This is a genomic window from Arsukibacterium perlucidum DSM 18276, from assembly GCF_000382165.1.
GTDB classification, from domain to species: Bacteria; Pseudomonadota; Gammaproteobacteria; order Enterobacterales; family Alteromonadaceae; genus Alishewanella; species Alishewanella perlucidum.
The window spans coordinates 156587-180358 of the sequence record NZ_KB907701.1; the positions used below are offsets into that span (position 1 = coordinate 156587).

A 23772-nucleotide genomic window follows, 5' to 3' on the forward strand; every position below is an offset into this window, starting at 1 on the left:
ACTGACATCTCCAGAATATACTCAGTAATCCTGAGAACAGCGGGTTTGAGCTTATCAATTTGCTACCATTTATTTATATCAATCTCTTAAAACTACGCTGCTTTAGTGCCACGACAAGCAGGATACCTTGAGCAACCAAAAAACTGGTTTCCAGCATTAGGACCTTTTTTAGCGGTACGTAGTACCATGTCGCTACTACACACAGGGCATTGTATTGTAGGAGCAACTGAGCTAATTACCGGCATGTCTTGCGCTGCGTAGCGCCCTTTTATTGAACTAATTAATAGCCTGCCATCGATCAGCTGAATATTTTTACCATTAGCAAAAGCCTGAGCATCATCAGTAAATTGGCCTGAGGTAACCACAAAGGCGCCCGCCGCATGCTTGGCCATCATGACACCATACAGCTCTCGAACCACATTAACCGGCACTTTGCTGGCTTTCCAATGTTTGCATTGCACCAGATAGGTTTTAGAATCATCTGCGGTAAGATGTAAATCGACACCGCCGTCGGCACCCTCTGCCGTTTCGTTAACTTTATAGCCCTTTTCACGAAAAAACTGCCCTACCAACATTTCAAACTCACGCCAGCTTATCGCCGCAAGCGAATCTTGCTGTGGTGCAGAGTCGTATCGGACATTATTAAACAGCGATACCCGTTTAGCTTTTGCCTTGAGTGATGTCACAGCGCCAAAGACAAAAATTACTGGCAGTACATACCGCCCCCAGTAAGTAAAGTAATAGACCAAAGAACCGGTGACATGTGCCATTGGCTTTTGAGGATCAATTACTGGCATTACCGCCAGGCTATCCAGATAAAAATAAAACCCAATTGCCATGGAAATACTAAGCCACCACGGCAGGAAACTGGCGATGTCATAAAGATCATCTATCAAGCTGGATTTACGACGGCTGGCCATTATTTATTACCAAAAATTAGGATTTGAAACTTTAAAGGTAAGACTAAAGCAACATAAGCTAATACAGCAATTTTTTCCTTATCTTTCAAATGAGTTATCCTTAACCAACTACTACATTTTGTCCCGACTTTAGAACAGCTTGCGATAGTTTGCAATATCTATTCATTCGCTATGATTTTGATTGCTGCTTTATTCCCGAAACCGATTAAACGCCGGCTCATCAAAGTAATCATAATCACCCAATTTCAACGCCTGTTGGCGGCGGGCCTGTTCGCTGGGTTTGCGTTCGGCTATGCTGACCCCAAACACTTCCAGGTGAACCTGTTCCATTAGTTGCTGCACTTCCTGCCGGCCGCATATTTCAAGTAGCTCGCCAGCGTGGATAAAACCCTGAGCGCGTAGCCTCTGTTCAGAATTGTCTTTGCCGGCCTTACTGACTAAAAAAATATCTGCAAACTGCTGGCGTAAATTGATTAAAAACAGCTCGTGTTGTGCGTAGTTCATTGCTATCCCTCCGGCCTTTGAGTAATTGGCATCCCTGCCAGCTTGTCCTTGTTACATCCTGTTGGCCGCATCCTGCAGCCTTGTCCATTTACTATGTCACTGATAGCGACATGTCATCCCTTGCTGCCCATCTTAGGCAGTTTCCAAATTCACGCCATACTGTTTACTTGCCCAGTGTACGTTTATCAGGCAGGTTAGTGTTCAGGCTTGGCTATCGTTGTTTCACTAGTCAGCGCTTTGCGTTAGATTTGTGGTTAGCTACTTAAAAATTGAAGCGGCAGATACGAACGCTTTGCATACAGATATCAGGATCCGGCTTATGAAGAACATGGACAATAGTGGCGCAGCAGTAACTGCAGGCTGGCCAATTCGCTGGGAGCTGTTAATGCGCTACCGGCTGATTGAAATAGTAGCATTGTGGGAAGGTCGTTTAACCACCAACCATTTATGCAACAGCTTTGGTATTGCCCGCCAGCAGGCGTCCAAAGACATTAATGCTTATTTGCGCGATGTGGCACCGGGTAATCTGGAGTATGACGGTAAGCTTAAAGGCTATAAGCCCGCAACTGATTTTACTCCCAGGCTAACCAGTGGCCTGGCCGATGAATACTTACATGCCTTAGCCAGCATTAAAGATTTTGGCCACACCTTCAGCCAGCTTGATTTAGGCTTTGCCCATACTGAAATGCTGACACCACCGCTTAGGCAGGTTAATCCGGACATTTTACGCGCCCTGGTGCAAGCAGCGCGCGATGGCAAAAAGATCGATATGGGTTATGTGTCGCTTACCTCACCCGATGAAGAAAGCCGGATTATTGCCCCGCACACCCTGGTATGTACCCCACTGCGCTGGCATGTGCGCGCTTACTGCGAAAAGAACCGCGAGTATCGCGATTTTGTGTTAAGCCGCTTTCGTGGCATTAATGGCCTTGAGGGCGATGCCGATATGACAAAAGCGCAGGATGAGCGCTGGCACAGCAAAGTGGATATCGTACTGGTACCCGACTCCCGCTTATCAGACTACCAAAAGGCGATTATTGCCGAAGATTACAATATGACTGCCGGCAAAAGGGTTATTTCAGTGCGCTCTGCGCTGGTGCCCTATGCGGTGCAGGCACTTAACCTGGACTTAGCCAAAATAGAAGCGCGGCCGGAGGCGCAGCAAATTATGGTGGCCAACCTGGATGAAGTTAAACGGCATGCGTTTTAACGTTGTTGGCTGTAAAAACGTTGCTAGCTGTAAAAACGTTGCTAGCTGTAAAGATATGCACATTTAAGATACAGGTTAAATTTTGCGCCGGCGATTAAGGCTTTTAAATAACTGGCCGACAACCTAAGCTCAGGCAATACAACAAGGAGCCGGCGCCATGAACCAGACAAGCACCACTAATGTGACTGAACATCAAACCAATGAACTGCGCTATTTGCACAAAGTAATGCAAGCCATTCAGATCTTAGGTGAGCAGCCCAACTTGTATGTCGTGGCCTATGGCAAAATATGGCGCTACGCCGACTTACTGCATATCGCCGTGCGCTACGCCGAGCTGGCCGAGTTACACGGCTTTGACACCAGCCCATTTAAAAATTGGTTCAGCCGCGACCAGGCCGTGTTTCAGCAGCATGGCATAGTGCTGAAGGTCAGCTGAAAGTTAGCTAAGGGTTAGCTGAGGGGTAGTTGAAGATTAGCTGAAAGTTAGCTGACCCTGGCCTGCTGCCAAAATTTTTAGCATTTAATTTAATAACCTTCCATGAACAGCATGGCTTCCAGCTCTCGAAGTGTTATTTGCTGAGTCAAACCATAACGCAGTGGATCTTGGTTTATGTACCTTACAATATCAAGACACAGCAGATTTGCTGATATTTGTGCTGACCATTTTTGGTACCCATTTTTCCACACATTATGTAACAGCCTTGGCCTACTTCCACCACGGCCCGTTACGAAACCCAATTCTTTATATTTGAACCAGTCAGGCAAACTGACAATCGTTTGATACTCAGTATCGATTATGCTGGTAAGTGCAGCCGCTACCCGGGAGTCATAAATGACAAAGCTATCCGGACGGGCAATAGCATATAGCTTAGTATACGCACTATTAATTTTTAAGTACTTAGCAGGGACACCTCCCGCATCTAAAGTATCTAAAGTGGTAAATACCTGCTGCTTGAGATCAGGTGCAGATATCTCGGGTAGTTTAACGCCTCCCCATTTACAAATTTCGCTAAAAAGTGCTAACAACTTATCTGCAGTTTCATGACTCTCTTTGCTAAGCTCTATCGACTGAAAGGCTGCAATAAATTTCTGGATCTCTTGCTGCGTTTTCTCCCAACCCATTGCTAAGTCGGGCCAAAAGTATGCCTGTAGCCTTGCTGGCATTCCTGAAGCTGGTTTAGCCGGATGTCTGATTTTTTGCTTTTTAAAAAAAAGTTGATACGGAGTTTTGTGCAGATAATCTGCGATGAATTCAGGGATACTCTGAAAACCAGAAGCCGCTTCGGCATTAAAGTGACATAGGTCAACCTCATCCAGGCTTTCTAACTCAATCTCTTCCTGAACAGCAGGCGCTTCCAGAATTGACTTATCGCAGATCAGCCTGTACTTACCTCTTCCAAGTCTGATGTACTGTGGGCTTGCACCATATTGCACATGCTTGCCACTCCGGCTGCCATCGGCATCAACAGATAAATTTGCAGGTGTAGTATTGAGTGTACTTAAACCATATGCTTCACGGCCTACCAAAAATTTTCCATTGTCTAGCGGTGTTTTTTTTAAATCGCCAATCGTAAATATCTCAGGCATTTTTCCATCCTGAATTTCCTGCAAAATGTTTTTATGTAACGCCATGTTAAGTCCCTTACTTTTCATCGCTTTGAAAACTAACTACCTGAGATAAAATCTGCTCAAACCCTTCAAACCCATGGTTACCACCCCGCTCGATCACGTGCTGTGCGTCAGGTAGCTTTTCTACTGCCAGTTTGTAGTCCAGTACATCATCACCTGTTTGTACCAATAATAAGCAACGCTGTCCACTGAAAGAACATTGATATTTTTCAAGGCTTTGTACATGCTTTTCTGTCCATTCATAACCGGAAAAGTCATGAAAGTTAATGCCCTCACCAATTTTCTTACCAAGCGTAAAGACCGGCGCTATCGAGGGGTTTATCAGCACCACTGGCAGATTATATTTGTCTGCCAGGTACATGGCATAAAAGCCCCCCAGAGATGAGCCAATCAGCTTTACGTCATCAACACGTTGCCACTGCTGAATTAACTCCTCTAAGGTGGATATCGCCAGGTCTGGTATGGTTGATAATGACGGCGCGATAAAAGCTATATTGTGTTGGGCGCAATATTGCCGCAGCAATGTGGCTTTACTGCCAAAGCCATCAGAGCCGAAACCGTGAATAAAAATAATCATATGTTACCTGCCTTATAAATTGAGACACCTTAACCGCTGATGTCAGTCGCTGACTTCGTTCTCGCAATCGACGATAAACTGGTTAAATTGTTTGATAAAAAACAGTCGGGTAATAACGTGGGCAGCGCCAAAGCACCAGACAATTAGCACCGCAAGATCACTTTCAAAGCCGAGCCCCATAAAGATGGAAAACAACAACCAACCAAAACCGATACAGGCGGTTTCAAACAGGCTGTAAAGTGCTGCCGGCATTGACATGTCCCGCAACCTTTTGGGCTCTGCCGCCTCATTGGTGAGGTCAGCCAGTAAATGGATAAGCGCGGTCGAAACATCACGGTTATCAAACTTCATGCTAAGCCTCCTGCTTGCTGAGTTGGCGGGCAAGGCGTAATCACCACGATATCGTGTTGGCGAATAAGCTGACGTTTTAGCAGGTAGCCCTGATAAACCTGATGATATTCAGGATTAATTGGCACCGGCAAATCCGGAGCGCAAGCTTGGTTAACCCGCAGCAACTCACCTTTGTCTTCGCTGGTGAACACAATCTCGCTTGTAACACTATCAAAATACACGCCATACCAGCAGCAGCCTTGTTGGATATAGCTGGCGGTGTCATCGAAGTCTTCTTCTACCATTAAATCTGCGGCTAACGAGGCGCTAAGCAGCAGTTTCGCTTCTTCAGATAACGGCATATATTGGGTGAGCTCGCGCACTATCGGCAACAAAGGGCGTTCAGAGTGAAACCCCAGCTGCTTAAGCGGCATCACGAGCTTTTTAAAGACAGCGTTAATATCGTTCATACAGGCCTCTTGGATAGTTAAGCGGGTGAGTACCCGGTTCAGAGGCCAGATTAGCAAGGAGTGGCTTCAAAAAATGAAGTCAATTCTAATTTCTATAAGTTCTATAACTTTTCATATCTTTTGATGGCGGCATGCAGCTCATTGCGCATATGTTGTCGAAGCTCTGTCGGCGCTATCACTTCGGCCTGCTCACCAAAACCATGCAGATATTTTCTGAGCTCTACCGAATTGTAAACCGTCGCTGTAACTTCCCGACAATCGTCACTGAGTTCCTGTACCTGCATATCATCACTTAACGGGGTTTCTTTTATGTTACGCCCGGCATTACCATAAAACCTGACTACCAGGCTAATTTGTGCTGCGCCTGCAGCAAAAGAACCAATTTGATGGCGCTCACAGTAAGTGCGTAAATCGGTGTCGGCTGGTAAACCTTCGAGAATAGTTTTAGGCCCGGCCAGTTCTGCATTGCGGATACTGATAAGAGCATAAGTTACTGGGGCTGATTTTTTACTACCACGCTCAATAGCCAGCACATACACTTTTTCAGCTTTAGTCATCAAACCCCAGGGCACCAGGGTTACCCGACGGGTTTTCCCCTTTATGGTGGTGTAATCACAACTAAAGGCCCTGTTCTCTTCAATAGCCTGATACACCACAGAGGTTACAGCAGGGTCCAGCTTTGGCGGTTGCCAGACACTGGACGGCGCAACATAGATTTTTCGTAACCAATGGTCTTTTTTTGCTGTCATCTGCATAACATCATCCAGCTGTTGCTGTAAGCTGGCAGGCAAGCGTTGTTTTATCACGTCTTGCAACAGGCTTAATTGCCTCAACAGGTTGGCAAGCTGCGTTTCAGGTTCACAACGCTTCCAGTAGCGGTTTTCTTTATCGTAAGGCTCAACAAAGATTTTTCCTGCTTTATCGACCTCTAACTTATCCAGTTGCCGTTGTACTTTCTGATATTTAGTTTTGCTGGTGGCGCAGGTAAGCAAGGCGTCATGATTTTCCAGCCTGTCACGAAGCGCAGTAACACTTAATGCCTGCCCGGCTTTAGTCGGTAATAAACGATAAATCGCATCAATCAACTGTTCCATAGTAGACCCTGCAAAAGATAAATTAATGTTGTTATACAACAACTTTTTTGTTGTTCATAGCTCAATGCACAAAGCCAATTACATTTGCTGTTGGTTGTCGCAATTCAGCTTCTGTTCGCAGCGCCGCAATAATCATATTGCTATTTATTGCTTCGCCCGGTTGCAAACGCATTTGCCTTTTAATAATGGCGAAGTCTGCCGGCGTGAGTTTAAGTGCTGTCAGCTGCTGAGGGATAGTTAACGGCAGCGGCATGCCCAGCGCCTGTTGCAGCTCACAGAACAGTTGCCCGGCCTGCGTGGCCGTTAGGTAATCCAGCTGAATTTTTAAATCAAAACGACGCACCGCCGCCGGATCTAACATTTCAATAAAGTTAGTAGTACACACCAGGGCGCCCTGGTATTGATCAAGTTGCGCCAGCAGCTCATTGGTCATGGTTTTCTGCCAGTGCCGCTCGGCCTGCTGTCGCTTGCCAAGAAAGCTGTCTACCTCGTCCAGCAGCAAAATCGCACCGCCCTGCTCAGCTTCTGCAAATGCCTCTGCAATGGCTTTTTCGGTTTCACCAACGTAGCTGCCGAGTAATTCGCTGGCATTCTTTTGTACTAAAGGCATTTGGGCCTGCTGCGCCAAGAAAGCCGCATAGCTGGTTTTACCGGTGCCTGGCGGTCCATAAAGGCATAACCGTATATCGGGTGTCAGTTTAAATTGTTGGGCTAACTCAGCCATGCACACTGTTGTATTGTAATACGCCGGGTTAATCTCAGCCTGACCAGCGTTTTTACGGCGCCGGCCTAAACGGGCCTGCAACAAAGGGTTGAGGATTAAATCAAAATCGCGTTCTTTCTGTGATAACGAGGTGTCGGTCAGTGCCGCATGACCTTTGGCAAGGCGGGCTAACAGCGCAGGGGTGATTTGCTCATCAGAAGCAAGCGCTGAAATATAGCCTTTGCTGACACCGGTATCAGCCAGATAGCGCTCCGCTATATTTTGCCGCACAGGTTGCGGCGGCGTTCTAACGTGAATGATCTGACTAAAACGTCGCAGCTGTGCCGCGTCAAAATGACGAATGCTGTTACAAATCCAGATACAAGGTGTGGCGTTAGTTTCAAGCAACTGGTTAATGGCCATTTTTAGCGCATCAGTATTACCTACAGCAATGCCGACCTGGCTGGGCAGTACATCATCAGCCTCATCAAATATCAGCACCCTGTCACCACTTGCCGCATATAAGCGCTGACACATCAGTAAAGCGTTAAGCCGGGATTTTGCGCCGTGTACATCGACACCGGAAAAGGCACTTACTCCCATCACATGGCCGCTAACCTGGTAGCCCAGCCACTTCGCCAGTTCAGTTTTACCGGTACCGGGCGGGCCATAGAGCAAAAAATTCACTCCGGTTTGACGCTGGCTAAGCGCATATGACAACAAACGCTGCATTAATTGTATGGCATCAGCAAGGTGAGGAAAGTCTGTGGCGTTGAGCTGTGGCGCTTCAGCGGTATGACTAAACTTTTGCAACAAGTCATTGGGGTTGCAGTCATTAGCAAATAGCTTATCGAACACTCTGAGCGATCTGAAATAATCTGCCAGATCACTGCCGCGCTCCATGGTGACCAGGTTGCACAACGCTAAAGTAGATGCTGGCATCAATGCCATTTCCACATCGTCTGCATTGGCGTTAATACAATGGGCAACCAGCTCAAACACATCATTGCTGGTAGCGTAATACCTGGATGCCCGCACATCACTGAACACCAGGCGCCAACTACGGGCGATTAAAACAAACCGAAAAATACTCACTTCCAGAGCCGTTAAACCAATTAACCGGCCAAACTGCTGAATATTGGTATCGAGCGCCAGCGAAGGCTGTGCGGCAATGTATTCATCAAGCGTGCTAATCAATTGGTCATAGCCTATGGCTGACTCGTCCGTGATCAGCTGAGTTGCAAATTCGTCTCTAAGGCCAAGCGAATCCAGTGCTTTGGTGCAACGATAACGGTAATAGCGCTGTTGTATTTGCAACACCCACCGCACGGCAATGGCTAAATCTGCCGATACAGTGGGGTTTATCCGGAAGTTAGATTCGGCAAGTGGTTTTAGAAATACTTGTTCCATAGGCTGACCTCTTATTAGTTAGATCAGCACTGTAGCAACCCTTAGCTTCAGTTTTTGAAGCTCATGTTTGAGCGAAATCCCAAAGTCTTTATGCCCATATTATTCCCGGTAAATATTGATACAGCCGCAGCACTGGGTTTGTTAATCAAGCACAGCTATACTAATGTCATCCTTATCTATTGTATTTGGCTAATGCGTAAAGTCTTAGTTGTGCTGTTAGCTTTTTTATCACTCCAGCCGGTTTATGCTGAGCAGCGGCCGGTATTGGAATGGTGTCTGGACGATCACCCTAACTGGCATAACTATCCTGATGATGGCGAACCTTATGGCCTGACCGTCGATTTGATGCAGCTGATTGCTGAACGGGCAAATATTGAAATTCGTTTTAGTCCTAAAATTCCTTTTGTCCGCTGCCTGTTAATGATGAAAAATGGTCAGACAGATTTAATGACCAGCCTGAATTATACTGATGAACGCTCAGCCTATATGCATTTGCTGCCTTACGATACCGCCAAGCCTGAAGTGCTGTTTTTACGTGCTGAGCAGCATGATATTCAGTACCGTGAACAACTATTTGGTAAGACGGTAATTCTGGTCAGAGGTTATGCTTACAACGCAGAATTAGCTGAGATTATTGGCCGCAAACATATCACTATAGTGGAAGCTACCTCGCTTGATATGGCATTTGCCATGCTATTGCTGGGCCGTGCTGATGCGCTGATAGGTCCGGCGCAAAGTTCTATTAATGTGCTAAGCAGCAACCCGCGCTATGATCAGCAGTTTAAACAAGCCAGCTTTGCCCTGCCCTTTAAAACATTAAGACAGGTAAATCTTGGGCTCTCCAGAAACAGCCCGCATAGCCATTTACATAAGCAGCTGCAAACTGTGATTGATAGCTTGATTGCAGAAGGGCTGATTACCCGGTTCAGGTATGATAAAGAGGCAGCAAAAAACGAGTGACGTTAGCCCCCATGCTTTGCAAGCATCGCAATGACAGGTAGAGTAGCCAGCTAACACCGCTAACCAGGGGCTGCTATGCCTGCCACACCATCTGATTTTAACGTTGAACACAGCTATCAGCGCCTGCCTGCTGATTTGTTTGCCAGTTGTCGGCCTACTCCGGTTGCCGCCCCCCAGTGGCTGGCCTTTAATCAGCCGCTGGCAATTGAACTGGGCTTACCTGAACAGTTTTGGGCCACTGAAACAGGCTTACAATTATTTTCAGGCAACGCCTTACCAGCCTGGTGTCAGCCAATGGCCCAGGCCTATGCTGGCCATCAGTTTGCCAATTATGTACCACGGTTAGGTGATGGCCGCGCCTTGTTGCTGGCCGAAATAATCAACAGTACTGGCCAGCGCTTTGACTTGCAATTAAAAGGGGCCGGGCCTACGCCATTCTCCAGAGGCGGCGATGGCCGCTCGCCATTGGGGCCGGTGATCCGTGAATATCTGCTAAGTGAAGCTATGCATGCGCTTGGCGTGCCTACCACCCGGGCGCTGGCCGCAGTCAGTAGCGGCGAAACCGTATATCGGGATGACCCCCTACCCGGCGCAATCTTATGCCGGGTGGCCAAAAGTCATATCCGGATTGGTACTTTTCAGTATGTGGCATCGCTTGGTGATCAGCATCAGTTAGCTGAGTTTGCCGACTATGTTATTGCCCGCCACTATCCGCACTGCGCTGCGCAGCCGCAACCTTACCTGGCGTTACTCGACGCCATTATTGCTGCGCAGGCGGCAACCGTTGCCCACTGGATGAGCCTTGGCTTTATTCATGGCGTAATGAATACCGATAATATGACGATTAGTGGCGAAACTATCGATTACGGCCCCTGCGCTTTTATGGAAGCCTATGATGAGAAAACGGTATTCAGCGCTATTGACCGGCGTGGCCGCTATGCTTATGGCAATCAGCCGGCGATAGCCCTGTGGAACTTAACCCGGCTGGCGGAAACCTTGCTGTCGTTGCTGCATGCTACCCAACCTGAAGCAATACAACTGGCCACCACTGCCCTTGAAAACTTCGGCCTGCTTTATCGCGATGCATACCTGCAACGAATGGCGGCAAAACTGGGCATAACCGCACCGGAACCAGACGATCAGCAATTAATCGACGATGTGCTGCAATTAATGCAGCAGGATCAAACCGACTTCAGCCAGTTTTTCAGATTGTTAAGTCAGCAGGACCCTGCAGCTGCTGGCGAGCTGTTCGGGGATAAAGCCAACTGGCAAAGCTGGTTTGCCCGTTGGCAGGCGCGTGTAGACCAGCAGGCGTTAACTAGCAGCCAAACCAGCGGCCAGCGGCAACTTGCCATGCAACAGCTGAACCCGGCACTGATCCCGCGTAATCATCTGGTCCAGCAAGCCATTGCTCAGGCCACTGAGCATGGCGATCTGAGCTTATTCAACGAGCTTAAGCACGCCTGGCAGCAACCTTTTGTCAGTAAGCCGGAGTATCAGGCTTTCAGCCAGCCGGCAACTGCTGCCGAACGGGTTAACCGGACGTTTTGTGGCACTTAATCTTGCCAGTGCTGATTATAATGGCGGCTGCTAAGCCAGCTAAGCTGGCGGCAGTCATAAATGTTTAATTTTATTTTCATGGAGATGTCATCTTTAAAGCCTGTAATGGCTGCAGGTTTCGCCAGAGATATAACTGATGAATACACTGCAAAAACTGACTTTACTCGACACCAGGTTGTTTTTTCAGGTTAATCTTATTGGCCAGTTGCCCTCAGTAAAAAAGCTGAGTCTGGGCTTGTCCCGCTGTGGCGACGGGCCTTTGTATCTTATTATTGCCTTGTTATTGTGGCAATTTGAGCAAAATCAGGGTAGCCGCTTTATCCAGGTTGGGTTACTGGCTTTTGCTATAGAGCTGCCACTCTATCTTTTACTTAAAAATGCCATTCAGCGCGAAAGGCCCAAAGGGCCACTGCAGCATGGCTGGGAGCCGGGGATCAGGCCCTCTGATCGTTTCAGCTTCCCCTCAGGCCATACCGCGGCCGCTTTTATGTTCGCCTGGTTGCTGGCAGCCTATTATCCCGAATTTACCGCTTATTATCTGCTGATGGCGTCAGGCATCGGCTTATCAAGAGTGTTACTGGGCGTGCATTACCCTACCGACATTCTGGCGGGTGCCGCTCTTGGCAGTGTGATTGCGTTAATTGTACTTAACAGTGGTTTTGCCAGCCTATGATTGCAGCTAATCGTTAATGAAAATACTGTATGGCGTACAGGCCACTGGTAACGGCCATATTACCCGGGCCAGAGCATTACTGCCGGCACTGCAGCAGCAGGGTATTGACGTTGATTTCCTGTTTAGCGGCCGGGCGCAGTCGCAGCTGTTTGATATGGAAATGTTTGGCGATTATCGCTGGGCACATGGTTTTACCTTCGCTACCGCTAATGGCAAAGTGCAAAAACTGGCCACAGTTGGCAACTTGCGACCGTTGCAGTTTTACCGGGACGTTCGCCAGCTGGATTTGACCGCCTATGATCTGGTATTAACTGACTTTGAACCGGTAACCGCCTGGGCGGCGAAGCGTCAGGGCAAACTATCGGTAGGCCTGGCCAGACAATATTCGCTAAGGTATCCACTGGCTGGTAAGCAGTCGGCTAGTTGGCTGAAAACGGCAATTTCCTGTTTTGCCCCGGCAACACATCTGCTTGGCGTGCACTGGCAGCCGGCGTTTCCTGACTTACTGCCACCACTACTTAGTTCTGTTGTACCAGCACCGCAAACAGCAACGAGTTACAGCCAGCCACCCTTTATTCTGGTGTACTTGCCCTTTGAGCAAACCCGCCGGGTGATTAACTGGTTAAAACAATGCCCCAGCTGGCAGTTTAAACTTTACGCCGCTGGCACTGAGTTGTGCACTGAGGATAATGTGACAATATTGCCATTAAGTCGCAGCGCCTTCCCCATCGATTTACAACAGTGTAGTGGTGTTATTTGTAATAGTGGTTTTGGCCTGTGTAGCGAAGCAATGATCGCCGGTAAAAAGTTGCTGGTAAAACCGCTGCAAGGCCAGATAGAACAAGCTTATAACAGCTATACCCTGGTTCAGATGGGCAAAGCAGAGCAATTTAAGCAATTCAGCCCTGAGCTCCTGCTAAACTGGTTGTATCAACCTGCTGCTGAACCTTACCCGTTGCCCGATCCGGCTCAGGCCATTGCCCGCTGGCTTAAACAGGGATGTGCGACCCCGATTCCTGAATTAGCTGCTTCAATCTGGCAGCAACAAGCTTAATTACAAACTTAATTACCAAGTTAACTAATCCTTGTCAGCGCTATTGATAGTGGTATCCAGTTCCAGCCTGGCCCGTTCAACCAGCTCCTGATCTAACTCGGTTTTCACGGCCACACCTAAATCTTTAAATTCAGCGGCCTGTTTGATCAGGTTGCCTTTGCCTGTTACCAGCTGACCGAGGGCTTTATCATAACTCTCCCGCGCCTTGTCCAATTGCTTGCCAACCCCCTGCATGCTATCGAGAAAGGTCTTCAGTTTCTGGTAAAACTTTTCCGCTCTGTTGGCCAGTTCAGCCGTGTGCTTATTCTGATCTTCAAAACGCCACAGCTGACGCACAATATTTAAGCTGGTTAATAAGGTGGTTGGGGTAGTCACCAGGATATTGCGATCAAGCGCCTGCTGAAACAACTGGCTGTCATGCTGTAAAGCCGCGACATAGGCTGACTCTATTGGAATAAACATAAAAACCACTTCCGGAGAATTTAAACCGGCGATCTGGTAATAATTTTTATCCGACAATTCAGTTATCCGATCTTTTACCGCACTGATATGGGCTTTTAACGCAATAAGCCGCGATGGCTCATCTTCAGCATTAACGTAACGGGTATAGGCCGACAGCGATGTTTTGGCATCGATAATTAAATGCTTACCTTGCGGCAGATAGATAACCACATCCGGCCGTTGCCTGCCGTTATCAGTATTAAAGCTGGCTTCCCGCTGATAATCTGTGCCAGGGCGCAGGCCGCTGTTATCCAGCACATTTTCCAGCATTAATTCCCCCCAGTTACCCTGTACTTTGCGCTCACCCTGCAACGCTTTGCTCAGTTGGCTGGCTTCAGTGGTAATTTGCTGGTTAAGTGCCTGTAACTGTTTTAATTCTGTTTTTAATTCAGAGCGCTGTTTGGTCTCTTCTGTATGCAACAACTCAACTTTTTGCCGAAAGCCCTGCATATCCTGCTGCAATGGCGTTAGCAGCTGGCGCATACTTTCCTGGTTCTGGTTTTTAAACACCTCGCCTTTACGTTCTAAAATATCATTTGCCAGCAATTCAAACTCTTGCTTTAGCAACGCTTTGTTCTGCTGCAGCAACTGTAGCTGCTGTTCAAAATGGCGTTGTTTTTCCTGTAAGGTACTGCCCAGGCTGGCATGTTCAACTGCCAGTTGGTGATGTTGCTGTTGCAGCTGCTGATGCTGTTGCTGTAATTGCTGATATTGTTGCTGCCACAACTGGCTTTGGTTGTCAGCTTTAGCAAGGCTTAACTGCTGTTCGCGCTGGCGTCGTTGCAGGTTGGCGATAACAATCAATAGTGCCAGCGACACCAACGCCAGCAGCAATACTGTGATAGTTAGCGGCGTAAACTGAAAATCCATAAAGAGGCAGCCCTGAAAAATAATTGGTTACGCGTATTAAGCCGGCTTGCCGGAAAAGTGTTACATTTCAACCCGGTTCCGACCTTTCGCTTTAGCCCGATACAGCGCATCATCAGCCCGTTTCAACATAGTACTTGCATCATCATCGCGGATAAAACTGGCAACACCCAGACTGACAGTCAGCTGTTTACCGTGCACAAAATCGTAGTCGGCTACCGCTGCCCGTATCCGCTCGGCTAACAACTTAGCGCCGGTAATGTCGGTATGCGGACAAATAATTAAAAACTCTTCCCCTCCCCAGCGTCCCGCCACGTCAAGCTCCCGACAGTATTGCAACATAATACTGGCAAATGACATTAAAACCTGATCACCTGTCATATGGCCAAAGTTGTCATTTACCGATTTGAAAAAATCTAAATCAGCCAGAATGACACTAAACGGGCTTTGATGTCTGATTGAGCGGGCAATCTCCTGGCAGAGAATATCATCCAGCTTACTGCGGTTATACAAACCGGTCAGTGTATCAGTAACTGACAAACGCTGTAGTTGCCGGTGCTGGGTTGCCAGCGCCCGCAATACGTCGTTACGGCTTACTTCATAGTAGTGTACCAATAACACCAGGCATATCGAGGCCAACGTAACATTTAGCAGCGATTCAACGGTGAAAGTACCGGCCGGCCAGGACGCAGAGCGCCAGCCCAGTAGCAAAGTAAGTAACCCCAGAAACAGCGCAGTGGCAATAACGCCCCGCTGCCGGCCCAACAGAAAAAAAGCCAGCGGTGGGAAAATACACAGCCAGTACAGCGAGTAAAAGGCTGGAGCCGCTAAATACAGATAGCCAAGCAGAAAACCGCCAAGCAGCATTACGGTATGATTAGCACTTTGCCGTACATTACTGGATAGCTGAAACCGGCGCAGTAAAATAGCGGCCAGGCCGGCCGCTATAAAATCGAGCAACGCCACGCTGTATAAAGCAAAAAAAGCCAGGTTTGCAAAGAAGAAAAAAGTAAAGATAACAACCATGCCAAGCAGCATGCCGTTAATAAGATAAACTTGCCGATATTCTGGATCAGCGGGTTTAAACCGGTGATTATTGGTTATAAAGTGTTTTAGCACCTAAGCCCCTGCTAACTGATATCCACAGCATGTTAATCGATACGCTGGCATCTAACAATCCACCATTTTGAATTAGCAAACCCTGTTTATTTAACCCTGTCAGGCTATTATCGCTAAATATAAACTGCGACCACTTAATAACAGTGTCAGTAACCATACTGCGGTAGCAACAACATTCTGCCGCAAGGTATTCCGGTACTCTGCCATTATTGCTGAATTTACCGCTAACAATAACGTTAAACTAATTACCGGTAATAAAATACCATTGGCAACCTGAGCAAACCAGATCACCGCCAGAGGCTTGATACCTACTGAAGATAACACGACACCTATTACAATTATTATTAACCAACAGGCCCGGAACTGTGCCTTTGACAACGGAATTAAGCCATTAAGGGCGTATGCCGCGGCCAGCGGCGCGGTTATGGCGGAGCTAACGCCCGCCGCCAGCAAGCCGGCCGCCATTAGCCAAACAGCAGCCGCACCGGCTAATGGCTGCAATGACTGCGCTAAGTCAACAGCATTGCTGATAGTTTGTTCACGGCCAAAGAAAGCGGCGGCGGCAGTCGATAAAATGGCAATTGAGATTAAGCCACCGAGCGGAATTGCAGTGCGGATATCGGCATCAGACAGGGCCAGCTGTTGTTGTTTAGGTATGTTTGAGCCGCGCCACTTGTGGGCACTGGCTGCGGTATGCAAGAAAAGTGAGTATGGCACAACAGTAGTACCAACTAATGCAATTACCGATAACAAGGCCCCCGCCGGTAACGTCGGAATAAATAAGCCAGTTAATAATGCCTTATAGTCTGGCTTACTTAAAAATAAGGTAAGCAGAAAAGCCAGGCTCATCATCAGTACCAGGCCGATCAGGCAACGCTCAATTAAGCTGTAACTGCGCTGCCACAATATGGCAACAGCAATCAGACCAATTAATATTGCCCAGGGATTTGCTAATCCTTGTTGGCGCAGGGCGGTAACCGGCCAGCTATGTTGCCATAACGCATCAGCGCCCATGCTGGCACCGCTGATGTTGCCGGCCTGGTAAGCACTATTACCCACTACCACTGCAGCAATAATCAATATAATTAATGGATACTTCAACCAGGGTTGTTTAAATAACCCCCTGATGTTTTCACCCAGCCCCTGGCCGGTAACGATGCCAAGCCGGGCGGCCATTTCCTGCAGTATCATGGTGGCGAACACTGAAAACAATACCGCCCACAGCAACGCGTAACCATAATTGGCACCGGCCAAAGATGCACTGATAACGGTTCCCGGGCCAATAAAGGCCGCTGTTACCAGAGTCGCTGGGCCGAGGGTAAACAGTGGTGTTTTAATGGTCATAGCAACACTTAAGCAATTTCACATTGTTATTTTGATAGTAGTAATTCTATTGCAGTGTAGCGGCATTAATTAAACGATGTCTATCGGCACCTTATCGCAAACCGAAAGCAGCTGGTTGCAGTTTGATATACAGAGTATATTCAGAGCCGCTATACTGCTAAAAGAATACCGTTGTGTCGCAATTTTGCAGAGGTTGTTATTTTAAACAAAAACAAGCAAAACAGCGTTGCCACTGGCTTGCGTTGTGCGGTCTTTAGCACAGCATTACTTGCAGTGCAGATTACAGTGCAGTTTGCAGCGCATGCTCAAGCCCCCGAGCAAAATTCTGTTGAGCAGGTAACCCTGCGCTTTTGCTATGAGGATAAGCAGTTGTTACCTTATTTTGCCGGCAATAGCGAGCAAGTGCCGGCAACACCCGGAGCAACAATTGAGCATTTACAACAGGCAACGGCAGCTGTTGGTATCTCATTATCTTTAACCAGGATGCCCTGGCTGCGCTGTCTGCAACAACTGGCAGCCAACAACGTTGACGCCCTGATTGCGGATTATACCCCTGAGCGCGAAAACTTTACCTTTTATCCGCGGGATCAAGCCGGGCAACCGGATCCCAGCAGAGCTATTAATACTAATGCCTTATGTCTGGCGCATCGTTTTGATAATAATCTGCCATTGAAGATGTCTGATAGCAGTGCAAAATTAACTATCGCCAGGCCCTATGGTTACCGGCCATTACCCTTGCCGGAACACGCGGTGCTGGTGGGTGCGCATTCGCCTGAACAGGCGCTGGAGCTGGTCGTTTCAGGCCGGGTTGACGCTACTACCATAACCTGTCAAATAAACGGCTTAGCCGGTAACCGGCGGGAAATTGATAATCTGCCGTTAAAAATACTGCAGCCGCCGGTTTATTTTTCAGTAGGCTACCTGATGCTAAGTGAGCAGTTTTATCAGCAACATCCGGCTATTGCTGAACGTTTGTGGCAGGCGTTGCCACAAACCCTGGACCGCAGCCGCTATATTGAATATCTGGCTTACCCACTGGGTTTTTGATTATCACTAATTTACGAATAAATTTATTAAAAGAGCATACTCTGATGGCCACTGTTTTTAATACGCTGAAATGTTTGTTTGCCGGGCTGCTGTTGCTGACAGTAACCGGCTGCAGCATGAACCAAAACTATGAACAGCAACCAGCAACAGAGCCGGTTATTATTCTTATTTCGCTGGATGGCTTCAGTCAGCAGTATCTGGGCAAATACCCGGCGCCACATATTGAGCAGCTTATTGCAGAGGGCGTTATTGCTGAGTCGATGCAACCGGCATTTCCAACCAAGACCTTTCCAAATCATTACAGCATCGTTACCGGTTTATATCCGGGTAATCATGGCATTGTTGAAAATAATATTTATGATGCCGATTTTGATGCCATTTTCAGGATGAGCAAACCAGCAGAGGTTACCCATAGCCGTTGGTGGCTGGGCGAACCGGTTTGGGTAACAGCCGAGCTGCAGGGCATAAAAACCGGCACCTATTTTTATCCGGGGTCAGAGGCGGATATCAAAGGCGTCAGGCCCAGTTACTGGCAGGCCTATGATGGCAAAATCAGTAACAGTGAGCGGGTACGCTCAGTGCTGCAGTGGTTGGCACTGCCGAAAACTGAACGGCCGGGTTTTGTTACCCTTTATTTCAGCACAATTGACGATGCCGGCCACCGTTACGGGCCAGAGTCAGCACAGGTAAAAGCTGCGGTAGCTGAGGTGGATCAGGCTATTGGCCAGCTGATTGCCGGTTTAAAAGCACAAAATTTATATGGTCAGGTTAATTTATTACTGGTGTCAGACCATGGTATGGCAGCAGTGCCGCCGGAACAGGTTATTGTAGTGGATAGCTTATTTGACAGCAGTAAAGCTGCCCTCAGCTTATGGACCCCGGAGATTGTTTCTATTTTTCCTAAAGCGGGCGAATTAGAGAGTATTTACCAGCAACTCAGCGCCGGTTTACCGGCCAGTGCCAGGGTGTACAGGAAGACCGATTTGCCGGACCGCTGGCACTACCAGCAAAGCAAACGGGTGGCACCGCTATTAATCATTCCCGAGCCCGGCTGGCGTTTAATGCAGCAAAGCCAATACCAGCGCTGGCAAGCCCGGCCGAACCTGCAGGCCGTGACCGGCAGCCATGGCTACGACAACATCGCCCCGGAAATGCAGGCCATCTTTATTGGCCACGGCCCTGCTTTTGCAGAAGGTGTTACCATACCGAGCTTTGCCAATATTCAGTTATATAATTTAATGTGTGCAATTTTAGGTATTACCCCGGCAGCAAATGATGGCGATCCGGATTGGGCTCAGCAATTACTTGAGTTAAAGCAGCAACCCTGAACTTACCGTTACCAGCCCTATCGCTATGCCTGCAGCAGCTGCTCCAGGCATTGCTGTTTAATGCCGTAAAACTGTTTAATTGCGGCTATTTGCTGCAATACCGCACTGTTGTCTTTGGTTTTTTTGCGTTTGGTAGCCAGAATCATTTTATTTTTACTGGTATGCTCCAGCGAAATAAATTCAAACACTTTGGTTTGATAGCCATAAGCCTCCAGCAGCAGGGCCCGCAAACTGTCGGTTACCATTTCAGCCTCCTGCCCCAGGTGCACACCATGAATCAGCATTGGCGCCATCACCTCAGGCAGCCGGATTTGCGGCCGGATCTCTTTATGGCAGCAAGGCGAGCACATAATGATCTCGGCACCGGTACGGATCCCCATATTAATGGCATAGTCGGTGGCAACATCACAGGCGTGCAGCGCCACCATCACATTAATACCACGAGCTTGAAAATGTTTTACGTCGCCCTGTTCAAATTGTAAGCCGGCAAGTTGCAGATCGGCTGCCGTGTTATTGCATAAATCAACCAGACTCTGGCGTAACTCCACCCCGGTGATTTGCGCAGTTAAGCCCAGGGTATGACAAAAGTAGTCGTGCATGGCAAATGTCAGATAGGCCTTACCTGAACCAAAGTCTGCTACATGTAACTGCTTAGCCTGCAACAAGCCAGTTTCTTTAACCGCGCCTTGCAATACTTCGATGAATTTGTTGATCTGCTTCCATTTATTAGACATGGCAGGGATTACCTGCCCCTGCTGATCTGTGACACCAAGTGCGGTCAGAAATGGCCGGTTTTGTTCGACAAACCGGTGTTTCTGCCGATTGTGCTCAGCAGCCGGCCGGGCCACGACAGCACTGGCAACACGCTGACAATTGAACAAATACTTGCCTTTTTTACTTATCGACAGCTGGCATTCTTGCTCAGCAGTAAATAAATGCCCCTGCTTAAAGCTACCATCTAACATCTCGCTTAATAAGCTGATGCCCTCGGCTACCGGCCTGATTTTAGTAATATGGTTAGTTTTATACTCAGACACAAAACGCAGCTGTAGCTCGCCTTTGATCTGCAGTGGCGTAACGTCAAGCCGAATTAGTGGCTCCGTGCCCTGGTACTTACTCAGTAGCATCCGGACAAAACTACCATCACTGATGCTTTGCGCCGCAATCTGCTCAAATTGCTGGCGATGTTGTAAATTCAGATCTTGCGCTGTAGCCACTGCTGCTCCTGATTAACTCGACTTATAGTACTGGTGATAATAAATTTGCAGCCTGGGACGCCGCCCTTTTATACCAGGGTCTGTTATGCACCTCGGCCAGGCTCATCTTTCGGGACTGTGCAAAATCAGCCAGAAATTGCAGACTTAATTGCTGATTTAATCCGGTATCGGCCACTAATGCGGTGATTTCGAAATTTAAACGAAAGGAACGATTATCCAAATTAACGGTACCGACCGCAATAATTTGATCATCCAAAATAAAGCTTTTAGCATGTAAAAAGCCCTGCTGATAACGATAGATGTTTACACCAGCATCTAGCAAAGGCCCGACGAATGCGTAAGCGGCTAAGCTGACTAAAAGGTTATCAGTTCGCTCTGGTATCAGGATCCTGACGTCCACGCCACGAAAAGCCGCCAGCTTTAATGCCGCAACAGTACCCTCATCTGGCACAAAGTACGGGCTGGCAATCCAGATCCGCTGCGTGGCACTGTTCAGCGCATGCTGGATCATCAAACTTGCCGTTTCAAAACGGTCTGCCGGCCCTGAAGGAACGATTAATACCGGCATGTTACTTTCAACCGAAGCGGTGGCATGCCAGTTTAATTCAGGCAGCTGCTCACTGCTCCAATACCAGTCTTCAACAAATGACAGCTGCAGGCTCAGCACTGCAGGCCCGGTAAGCTTAATATGAGTATCCCGCCACTGCCCGAAACGCGGGTTCTTGCCAAGATATTCATCTCCGACATTGAGTCCGCCAAGCCATCCATACTGGCCATCAGTAATAACAATTTTGCGATGATTACGAAAATTTAGTTGAAACCGGTTGCCAGGTCCTTTGGTGGAATGAAATGGTCGTACCGATACACCTGCTTCTGCTAATTGCCGGATATAACCTTTGGGCAAGCGATAACTGCCAATTTCGTCAAACAGGAAATAGACCTCAACTCCTTCCCGGGCTTTTTCTATCAGCAATTGTTGTAACTCGCGACCAAGTTTATCGTCCCGTACAATATAAAATTGCACCAGTACATAATGCTGAGCCTGGCGGATCCCGTCGAATATACTGGAGAAGGTCTGTTCGCCGTCAATTAATAACTGGGCATGGTTGCCTGTTAAAAAAGGCATTTTTGCCAATTGTTCTATCGCTTCAATATCGCCTCTGATCCTGTCAGAAGCCATTAAATAAGGTTGTACCCCGGCTGTTTTCAACTGATGCTTGCTAAACAGCTCATGATCAGTTTCTTTTCGTGAAATGACATATCCCTGAAAGCGGCTACTGCCAAATATCCAGTAAGCCGGCACGGCGCCATAGGGAAAAGTATTCAGAGAGACAATCCAGGCAATACTGCCCTGAGAAGTACGGGATGACATTAAGGCATCCAATGATGACAACGCACCCAAAACATGACAAAACGCCATAAACAACAGTAATAAACGGCGACGTTTACCTGGCTTGCTGCCAGCGTCGCTTTTGGTTATTTTTTTTGTAGCAAAAGCCTGAGTTAACAGGGAGCGGATTTTAAACATTATTTAGAAACTCAGCTGAATCAGTTTGCCATGTTAGCACGAAAACAATATTGTGCTGGCAGCTGGGTATCTGGCTAAGCAGTTTGTGCTAAATAATGCATATTACTGACAGGACATAGTCTGTTTAACAACACTCTTAGGATGCTACAACGCTGTAATTGTTTGCCACTGAGGCTCAGTCCATCGTTTAATAGCAAACATGTCGCGCTGCCACCCTCTACTTGCAGTACCAGTGCTGTAATGGGTAGCTCAGCGCCGCTTAACTGAACCAATTGAAACTCTTCGATGTTACAAGCTGTCTGCTCAGAAAAATACCAGCTTTTGTGGCCGGTATGCTGCGCATAATAACGTGCAGCTAAGGCATGCAAGCATAACTCAAGTATTTGGGCATCACTCAGATTGAGCGATTCCAAACCATCCCGTAAGCACCAAAATGTCTCAGCCTCTGCCATTGAAAACGCCTTCGCTACCGGCTTTTCTGTTAATTGCCGGCCTGCCAACTGCGAACAAAACTGCAATTGCTCATTAATGTCCAGCAATAAACGGTCGCGTTCTTGGCAGTAAGTCCAGCTCCAGCGCTCCGACGGCGTTAACATGGTCAAATCCTTTGCAAACAAGTTGTTGAATTATCTTATGGTTTTAATCAATATAGCATGCTGATCAGTTTGTTAAAGATTATTTATTTATAATAAAGCCGGATCGCTAACTGATCTTTATAAGCCGTTAATGATCGTTTTTACCAGTGCAGGTCCCCGATAAATAAAGCCGGTATAAATTTGCAGCAAATTTGCGCCAGCCGCTAATTTTGCCTGAGCAGACGCACTATCGTTAATGCCCCCTACCCCAATAATCGGTAACTCTGAACCAACAGCCTGACGCAACTGAGTGATAATATCCGTGCTTTTTTGCTGAACCGGTAAGCCACTGAGGCCACCTGCCTCCCCGGCATGTTGCATCCCCTGAACCAGCGATCTGTCTAAGGTAGTATTGGTGGCAATAGCGCCATCCATTTTGCTTTTTAATAGCGTTTCCGCTACCTGAGTTACTGCCAGATTATCCATGTCAGGTGCTATTTTAACGAAAACCGGAACGTATTTATCGTACTGTGCCTGCAAATCAAGCTGCTCATTTTTAACCGTTTGCAACAGGTCAAGCAAAGCATCGCCAAACTGCAGATCCCGCAAACCGGGGGTATTTGGTGAAGAAATATTAACCGTGATATAGCTGGCGTGTGGATAAACCTTGCGCATACAGCTGACATAGTCATCCTTACCGCGTTCATTACTGGTGTCTTTATTCTTACCAATGTTGATCCCAAGCACCCCCTTATAACTGGCATTTTTAACGTTATGTACCAGATAATCGACGCCTTTATTATTAAAACCCATCCGGTTAATAATGGCTTCAGCTTCTGGCAGCCGGAAAATCCGGGGTTTGTCATTGCCGGCCTGGGGGCGTGGTGTCACCGTGCCCACTTCAATAAAACCAAAACCCATCTGACCAAAGGCATCGATACATTCTGCGTTTTTATCCAGCCCGGCAGCCAGGCCTAAAGGGTTTTCGAACCGGATCCCTGCAACAGTGACCGGTTTGGCTGCAACCTGTTGACGCCATAACAGTGAAGCTGGCGTATGAGCCAATTTTTTCAGGCTGGCCAGCGCCAGATTATGGGCTCTTTCAGCATCACAGGTAAACATCACTTTCTTAGCTATAGAATAAAACATAGG

Annotated in this window: 23 protein-coding genes; 8 read left to right on the top strand and 15 right to left on the bottom strand. The window is 47.7% G+C overall.

Features of this window, described 5'->3' with window-relative positions; all coding sequences use genetic code 11:
* Positions 1-92 precede the first annotated feature (92 nt).
* Together H141_RS0100720 and H141_RS0100730 are read right to left on the bottom strand one after the other, a co-directional pair.
* On the bottom strand, positions 93-920 hold the full coding sequence (locus H141_RS0100720; RefSeq protein ID WP_019674323.1) for a restriction endonuclease: 828 nt from the start codon (positions 918-920) through the stop codon (positions 93-95).
* A 189-nt stretch (positions 921-1109) separates the two neighbouring features.
* Positions 1110-1424, bottom strand: a complete 315-nt coding sequence (locus H141_RS0100730; protein ID WP_019674325.1) for a hypothetical protein — start codon at positions 1422-1424, stop codon at positions 1110-1112.
* 319 nt (positions 1425-1743) lie between these two features.
* On the opposite strand from H141_RS0100730, the gene H141_RS0100735 reads away from it, so the two are divergent.
* Together H141_RS0100735 and H141_RS0100740 are read left to right on the top strand one after the other, a co-directional pair.
* Positions 1744-2634, top strand: a complete 891-nt coding sequence (locus tag H141_RS0100735; protein ID WP_019674326.1) for a helix-turn-helix transcriptional regulator — start codon at positions 1744-1746, stop codon at positions 2632-2634.
* Positions 2635-2791: 157 nt separating this feature from the next.
* The gene (locus H141_RS0100740) at positions 2792-3070 is read left to right on the top strand and encodes a hypothetical protein (RefSeq protein WP_019674327.1); all 279 of its coding nucleotides are present in this window, start codon (positions 2792-2794) and stop codon (positions 3068-3070) included.
* An 89-nt stretch (positions 3071-3159) separates the two neighbouring features.
* Here the strand turns inward: H141_RS0100740 and H141_RS0100745 are convergent, their stop codons facing one another.
* The 6 genes from H141_RS0100745 to H141_RS0100770 all read right to left on the bottom strand — a co-directional run bounded on the left by H141_RS0100745 (position 3160) and on the right by H141_RS0100770 (position 8847).
* On the bottom strand, positions 3160-4266 hold the full coding sequence (locus H141_RS0100745; protein WP_019674328.1) for a hypothetical protein: 1107 nt from the start codon (positions 4264-4266) through the stop codon (positions 3160-3162).
* 10 nt (positions 4267-4276) lie between these two features.
* Positions 4277-4840, bottom strand: a complete 564-nt coding sequence (locus tag H141_RS0100750; RefSeq protein WP_019674329.1) for a YqiA/YcfP family alpha/beta fold hydrolase — start codon at positions 4838-4840, stop codon at positions 4277-4279.
* A 42-nt stretch (positions 4841-4882) separates the two neighbouring features.
* The gene (locus tag H141_RS0100755) at positions 4883-5191 is read right to left on the bottom strand and encodes a hypothetical protein (protein ID WP_019674330.1); all 309 of its coding nucleotides are present in this window, start codon (positions 5189-5191) and stop codon (positions 4883-4885) included.
* Positions 5188-5640 carry a hypothetical protein gene (locus tag H141_RS0100760; protein ID WP_019674331.1) on the bottom strand — a complete coding sequence of 151 codons (453 nt, stop codon included), beginning with the start codon at positions 5638-5640 and terminating at the stop codon, positions 5188-5190. The genes H141_RS0100755 and H141_RS0100760 overlap by 4 nt, the downstream gene beginning before the upstream one ends.
* A 101-nt stretch (positions 5641-5741) precedes the next feature.
* Positions 5742-6734 carry a helix-turn-helix transcriptional regulator gene (locus tag H141_RS0100765; RefSeq protein ID WP_019674332.1) on the bottom strand — a complete coding sequence of 331 codons (993 nt, stop codon included), beginning with the start codon at positions 6732-6734 and terminating at the stop codon, positions 5742-5744.
* 61 nt (positions 6735-6795) lie between these two features.
* Positions 6796-8847 carry an AAA family ATPase gene (locus H141_RS0100770; RefSeq protein WP_019674333.1) on the bottom strand — a complete coding sequence of 684 codons (2052 nt, stop codon included), beginning with the start codon at positions 8845-8847 and terminating at the stop codon, positions 6796-6798.
* Between the two features lie 192 nt (positions 8848-9039).
* On the opposite strand from H141_RS0100770, the gene H141_RS0100775 reads away from it, so the two are divergent.
* The 4 genes from H141_RS0100775 to H141_RS0100795 all read left to right on the top strand — a co-directional run bounded on the left by H141_RS0100775 (position 9040) and on the right by H141_RS0100795 (position 13094).
* Positions 9040-9807, top strand: coding sequence for a substrate-binding periplasmic protein (locus H141_RS0100775; protein WP_169337156.1), 768 nt, complete (start codon positions 9040-9042; stop codon positions 9805-9807).
* A 75-nt stretch (positions 9808-9882) separates the two neighbouring features.
* Positions 9883-11367, top strand: coding sequence for a protein adenylyltransferase SelO (locus tag H141_RS0100780; protein ID WP_019674335.1), 1485 nt, complete (start codon positions 9883-9885; stop codon positions 11365-11367).
* Between the two features lie 136 nt (positions 11368-11503).
* Positions 11504-12040, top strand: a complete 537-nt coding sequence (locus tag H141_RS0100790; RefSeq protein WP_019674336.1) for a phosphatase PAP2 family protein — start codon at positions 11504-11506, stop codon at positions 12038-12040.
* A gap of 16 nt (positions 12041-12056) precedes the next feature.
* Complete coding sequence (locus H141_RS0100795; protein ID WP_019674337.1) at positions 12057-13094, top strand: glycosyltransferase family protein; 1038 nt, start codon at positions 12057-12059, stop codon at positions 13092-13094.
* A 24-nt stretch (positions 13095-13118) separates the two neighbouring features.
* Here H141_RS0100795 and H141_RS0100800 read toward each other — a convergent pair whose 3' ends face one another.
* The 3 genes from H141_RS0100800 to H141_RS0100810 all read right to left on the bottom strand — a co-directional run bounded on the left by H141_RS0100800 (position 13119) and on the right by H141_RS0100810 (position 16925).
* Positions 13119-14465: a DNA recombination protein RmuC gene (locus tag H141_RS0100800; RefSeq protein ID WP_019674338.1), complete on the bottom strand. Its 1347-nt coding sequence runs from the start codon at positions 14463-14465 to the stop codon at positions 13119-13121.
* A 60-nt stretch (positions 14466-14525) separates the two neighbouring features.
* The gene (locus tag H141_RS20835; RefSeq protein WP_019674339.1) at positions 14526-15581 is read right to left on the bottom strand and encodes a GGDEF domain-containing protein; all 1056 of its coding nucleotides are present in this window, start codon (positions 15579-15581) and stop codon (positions 14526-14528) included.
* A 99-nt stretch (positions 15582-15680) separates the two neighbouring features.
* Positions 15681-16925 carry an Nramp family divalent metal transporter gene (locus tag H141_RS0100810; RefSeq protein WP_019674340.1) on the bottom strand — a complete coding sequence of 415 codons (1245 nt, stop codon included), beginning with the start codon at positions 16923-16925 and terminating at the stop codon, positions 15681-15683.
* Between the two features lie 273 nt (positions 16926-17198).
* Here H141_RS0100810 and H141_RS0100815 point away from each other — a divergent pair, with 273 nt between their 5' ends.
* On the top strand, positions 17199-17972 hold the full coding sequence (locus H141_RS0100815) for a substrate-binding periplasmic protein (RefSeq protein ID WP_157610653.1): 774 nt from the start codon (positions 17199-17201) through the stop codon (positions 17970-17972).
* A gap of 44 nt (positions 17973-18016) precedes the next feature.
* Positions 18017-19300 (top strand): alkaline phosphatase family protein, encoded by a 1284-nt coding sequence (locus H141_RS0100820; protein ID WP_240473070.1) that lies wholly within the window; start codon positions 18017-18019, stop codon positions 19298-19300.
* 23 nt (positions 19301-19323) lie between these two features.
* Here the strand turns inward: H141_RS0100820 and H141_RS0100825 are convergent, their stop codons facing one another.
* The 4 genes from H141_RS0100825 to pyrD form a co-directional block, all read right to left on the bottom strand.
* Positions 19324-20517 (bottom strand): class I SAM-dependent methyltransferase, encoded by a 1194-nt coding sequence (locus H141_RS0100825; protein ID WP_019674343.1) that lies wholly within the window; start codon positions 20515-20517, stop codon positions 19324-19326.
* A gap of 22 nt (positions 20518-20539) precedes the next feature.
* Positions 20540-22045 carry a cardiolipin synthase gene (gene cls / locus H141_RS0100830; protein ID WP_019674344.1) on the bottom strand — a complete coding sequence of 502 codons (1506 nt, stop codon included), beginning with the start codon at positions 22043-22045 and terminating at the stop codon, positions 20540-20542.
* 74 nt (positions 22046-22119) lie between these two features.
* Positions 22120-22641, bottom strand: coding sequence for a cell division protein ZapC domain-containing protein (locus H141_RS0100835; protein WP_019674345.1), 522 nt, complete (start codon positions 22639-22641; stop codon positions 22120-22122).
* 117 nt (positions 22642-22758) lie between these two features.
* Positions 22759-23769, bottom strand: coding sequence for a quinone-dependent dihydroorotate dehydrogenase (pyrD, locus tag H141_RS0100840; RefSeq protein WP_019674346.1), 1011 nt, complete (start codon positions 23767-23769; stop codon positions 22759-22761).
* Positions 23770-23772: the final 3 nt, after the last annotated feature.

Bases quoted from the DNA above. Each gene is read 5' to 3' on its own strand.
- H141_RS0100720 (WP_019674323.1), bottom strand. From the start codon at position 920: ATGGCCAGCCGTCGTAAATCCAGCTTGATAGATGATCTTTATGACATC.
- H141_RS0100730 (WP_019674325.1), bottom strand. From the start codon at position 1,424: ATGAACTACGCACAACACGAGCTGTTTTTAATCAATTTACGCCAGCAG.
- H141_RS0100735 (WP_019674326.1), top strand. From the start codon at position 1,744: ATGAAGAACATGGACAATAGTGGCGCAGCAGTAACTGCAGGCTGGCCA.
- H141_RS0100740 (WP_019674327.1), top strand. From the start codon at position 2,792: ATGAACCAGACAAGCACCACTAATGTGACTGAACATCAAACCAATGAA.
- H141_RS0100745 (WP_019674328.1), bottom strand. From the start codon at position 4,266: ATGGCGTTACATAAAAACATTTTGCAGGAAATTCAGGATGGAAAAATG.
- H141_RS0100750 (WP_019674329.1), bottom strand. From the start codon at position 4,840: ATGATTATTTTTATTCACGGTTTCGGCTCTGATGGCTTTGGCAGTAAA.
- H141_RS0100755 (WP_019674330.1), bottom strand. From the start codon at position 5,191: ATGAAGTTTGATAACCGTGATGTTTCGACCGCGCTTATCCATTTACTG.
- H141_RS0100760 (WP_019674331.1), bottom strand. From the start codon at position 5,640: ATGAACGATATTAACGCTGTCTTTAAAAAGCTCGTGATGCCGCTTAAG.
- H141_RS0100765 (WP_019674332.1), bottom strand. From the start codon at position 6,734: ATGGAACAGTTGATTGATGCGATTTATCGTTTATTACCGACTAAAGCC.
- H141_RS0100770 (WP_019674333.1), bottom strand. From the start codon at position 8,847: ATGGAACAAGTATTTCTAAAACCACTTGCCGAATCTAACTTCCGGATA.
- H141_RS0100775 (WP_169337156.1), top strand. From the start codon at position 9,040: ATGCGTAAAGTCTTAGTTGTGCTGTTAGCTTTTTTATCACTCCAGCCG.
- H141_RS0100780 (WP_019674335.1), top strand. From the start codon at position 9,883: ATGCCTGCCACACCATCTGATTTTAACGTTGAACACAGCTATCAGCGC.
- H141_RS0100790 (WP_019674336.1), top strand. From the start codon at position 11,504: ATGAATACACTGCAAAAACTGACTTTACTCGACACCAGGTTGTTTTTT.
- H141_RS0100795 (WP_019674337.1), top strand. From the start codon at position 12,057: ATGAAAATACTGTATGGCGTACAGGCCACTGGTAACGGCCATATTACC.
- H141_RS0100800 (WP_019674338.1), bottom strand. From the start codon at position 14,465: ATGGATTTTCAGTTTACGCCGCTAACTATCACAGTATTGCTGCTGGCG.
- H141_RS0100810 (WP_019674340.1), bottom strand. From the start codon at position 16,925: ATGACCATTAAAACACCACTGTTTACCCTCGGCCCAGCGACTCTGGTA.
- H141_RS0100820 (WP_240473070.1), top strand. From the start codon at position 18,017: ATGGCCACTGTTTTTAATACGCTGAAATGTTTGTTTGCCGGGCTGCTG.
- cls (WP_019674344.1), bottom strand. From the start codon at position 22,045: ATGTTTAAAATCCGCTCCCTGTTAACTCAGGCTTTTGCTACAAAAAAA.
- H141_RS0100835 (WP_019674345.1), bottom strand. From the start codon at position 22,641: ATGTTAACGCCGTCGGAGCGCTGGAGCTGGACTTACTGCCAAGAACGC.
- pyrD (WP_019674346.1), bottom strand. From the start codon at position 23,769: ATGTTTTATTCTATAGCTAAGAAAGTGATGTTTACCTGTGATGCTGAA.